Source organism: Kitasatospora sp. NE20-6 (assembly GCF_045862635.1).
This window is the reverse complement of sequence record NZ_BPRL01000144.1, coordinates 1-3247: the sequence shown is the minus strand read 5'-3', so window position 1 is coordinate 3247 and position 3247 is coordinate 1. Positions and strand designations below refer to the sequence as shown.

Here is a 3247-nt window from a genome sequence, read left to right as displayed (position 1 = left end):
CCCCGGGCGCACAGGGCGGTGACCCCGGACGGGAAGCACCCGAAGGCCCGCCGCAACTGGTCGGTGGCCGTCACCGGCTCGATGTCTCTCATCGGAACTCCTTCTCCGGCCGGCGCCCAGCGCTCGTTCCGGTTGGCATGGACGTGATCGCCCCGGGTGTCACCAGTGGTCGTGCTGCGCGTGCCGGACCGTCGGGACCGGCACCCGGGCATCCCGCCCCGGGAGTCCGGCGCGCCGGTGGGGGTGAGATGGGGGGTTTCTGCCTGCCGCCGCCGAATGTACGCGCCGTGCGGCGGCGGAGCCGCTGCGGTGCGGGCGAGCCGCCCCGGCGACTCCGGAACTCCTCCGCCGCCGCCGTGCAGGCGTCCCCGGCACCGGGAATCCACGGGGCCGGTCGCGGGCTCAGGACGGCAGCGGGGACTCGTTCAGCCAGTCGCGGATCGCGTCGGCGTCGGCGTCCAGGACGGGTGGCGGGGCATGGTCGACGCGGGTCGTCTCGGTCTCGGCTCCCGCGGTGTCCACGGTGAAGGTCCGCAGGGCCGATCCGGGCAGGGTGATCTTTCCCAGGCTCTGGTGCTCGACGTCGACGAGGAGCTGCTGCGAACGGGTCTGTTCCCACTCGTAGACCTCGTCGAGGGTGCGGACCCGGCCGGCGGGGATGCCGAGGTCGGCGAGTCGCTGCAGGAGCGCATCCGGCTCGTGCCCGGCGAAGGCGGTTTCGAGGACCTCGGTGAGGCCGTCCCGGTTCGCCACGCGGTCGGCGTTCGTCGCGTACTGCGGGTCGTCGGCGATCTGGAACGCGGCGCGGAGGCGCTGCCACATGCCGTCGTTCCCGCAGGCGATCTGCACGCTGCCGCCCGCGCACCGGAACAGTCCGTAGGGGGCGATGGTGGGGTGCTGGTTGCCCTGCGCGCGGCCGACCTCGCCCGCCACGGTCCAGCGGGTTCCCTGGAACGCGTGGGCCGCGACGACGGCGGAGAGCAGCGAGGTGCGGACGATCTGGCCGCGGCCGGTGCGGTCGCGGTCCCGCAGTGCGGCGAGGACGCCGAAGGCGCCGTTGATGCCGGCGAGCAGGTCGCCGATGGGCACGCCGACGCGCTGGGGGCTGGCGGGGTCCGGTCCGGTGAGGGACATCAGTCCGGCCTCGCCCTGCGCGATCTGGTCGTACCCGGCGCGGTGGGCCTCGGGTCCGTCGTGCCCGAATCCGCTGATCGACAGCGTCACCAGGCGCGGGTTGAGCCGCATCAGCCGGGCGGTCCCGAATCCGAGCCGCTGCAGCGTGCCCGGCTTGAAGTTCTCCAGCAGGACGTCCGCGCGCTCGATGAGCCGGGCCAGCACCTGCGCGTCCTCGTCACGCTTGAGGTCGAGCGTGATCGACTCCTTGTTCCGGTTGCAGGACAGGAAGTACGTGGACTCCGGGGTGCCGTCACCGATGCGGACGAACGGCGGCCCCCAGGACCGGGTGTCGTCCCCGGCGGGGCTTTCGACCTTGATCACGCGGGCGCCGAGGTCGCCGAGCATCATCGCGGCCTGGGGTCCGGCGAGTGCGCGGGTGAGGTCGACGACGAGCAGCCCGTCCAGCGGCCCGGTCACGACCGGGCCTGCGGTGCGTCGGCCGGCAGGTGCGCCGGGTTCGGGCGGATCACCAGCATGCTCGCGGGCAGATTGGTGCGGTTCTCGACGCTGCGGGGCGTCCCGGTGACGAGCCGCGCCCCGTCGAGGGCCTCCAGGACGTGGGTGCCGCCCTCGGCGTCGGTGAGGGTCAGGGTGCCGGTCAGCACGAGGTAGAGCGTCTCCACCGGGACGGGTGACATGTCCGCCCGGCCGCCGGGCAGGTAGTGCGACAGGGCGACCGTCACGGCGCCGTCGTAGTCCTCGCCGCCGAAGAGGTGGACGGGTCCGACGCCGTGGTGGCCGGCGGGCTGGAAGCGTTGGGCCTGCGTGAGCGGGGTGATGTCTATCGGCACGGTCTTGGTACTCGATTCTGCCGGGCGGCGGGTCGCACGCTCGCGATGGTGGTGTCGGCGACAGGGGGCCGGCCGGTCCGCCGACAGGAGCGTCGGCGCCGGCCGCCCGCAGGCTCCGGGACGGGGAGGACGCGGCGGACGATGACGGCGTCCGCCGCGTCCGCACCCGCGCCGGGGGAGACGCAGGTGCGGTCGAGGACGGATACCTGCCCCGGGCCGCCACCGACGGGCCGTTGCGGGCCCGACCGAAGCGGTGGCGGCTGAGACACTACGATACGAGCCGCAGAGAATATGTCAACATTTTGCTGCGGAATCCCTGGACCGGCCTTCGAGGCGGCCACCGCGCGGCACCACGGCTCCACCGGGCCGCACGGCCCCGGAGCGCCGCCGCCCCCTCCCCCGACCCCTACCGGCACGACCCCCGGCCCGCAGGCGGCAGGCGCCCTGTCCTGCACCGGGCGGCGCCGACCTGCGAAGGGCGGCGGACAGGCAGGCCGGGGCCGGGGGCCGACATCCGGCCCCGGTCGGGACGGACCCCGGCCGGATCCGCTCCCGAACACCGCCGCGAAGAGTGGCCGCGCCTCCCCAGGACGGTCCAAAGTGTTGACATCTTTACTCCGGTTCCTGTTGAGTTGTCTGACCGCAACACCCTCGGCGGGGCCCGTCACGCCCACTGCACCCCTGGGCGTGACGGGCGGACGGGGATGAGGTGGACAGCCGACGGCACGTCTTCTGCCGACCGGCCCCCGCAGGGCCCGGACCACGCCTTCCCGGTGACCACCGCCCTGCACGGCAGCAGGTCCGACACGGACGAGGCACCGCGGACCGGGCAGGCGGGAACGCCGGTGCGGTGCGTCCACGCCTCCGACCGCGTGGTGGCAACCGCGGGGCGACGCGGATCCCGTCCGTCCGTGCCGTCGTCGGACGCCGATCGACGGCTCCACGGCTTCCACCGCCCGCCCTGATCACCCACCACTCCGTCCAGCGCCTCTGTAAGGACCTCCATGACAGTCCTGCCCGACGACGGGCTTCACCTGGCCGCCGAGTTCCCGGATGCGACCCGCGAGCAGTGGCAACTCCTCGTCGAAGGCGTCCTGCGCAAGTCCGGCAAGGACCTCTCCGGAACCGCGGTGGAGGACGCGCTCACCACCCGGCTCCAGGACGGGCTCCGTGCCCGTCCGCTGTACACCGCCGAGGACGCGCCGGCCGATGCCGGGTACCCCGGCTTCCCGCCGTTCGTGCGCGGCGGCCGACCGCAGGGGGCCACGGTCTCCGGCTGG

3 protein-coding genes are annotated in these 3247 nt (G+C 74.0%); 1 reads left to right on the top strand and 2 read right to left on the bottom strand.

What is annotated here, in order from left to right; genetic code table 11:
* Window positions 1-402: 402 nt before the first annotated feature.
* The gene (locus SNE206_RS39810; RefSeq protein ID WP_407918479.1) at window positions 403-1593 is read right to left on the bottom strand and encodes a CaiB/BaiF CoA transferase family protein; all 1191 of its coding nucleotides are present in this window, start codon (window positions 1591-1593) and stop codon (window positions 403-405) included.
* A complete protein-coding gene (locus SNE206_RS39805; protein WP_407918478.1) occupies window positions 1590-1967 on the bottom strand; it encodes a hypothetical protein in 378 nt (125 codons plus the stop codon). The genes SNE206_RS39810 and SNE206_RS39805 overlap by 4 nt, the downstream gene beginning before the upstream one ends.
* 1004 nt (window positions 1968-2971) lie before the next feature.
* On the opposite strand from SNE206_RS39805, the gene SNE206_RS39800 reads away from it, so the two are divergent.
* Window positions 2972-3247 (top strand): methylmalonyl-CoA mutase family protein (locus tag SNE206_RS39800; protein WP_407918477.1); only part of this gene is annotated, 276 nt, incomplete at its 3' end.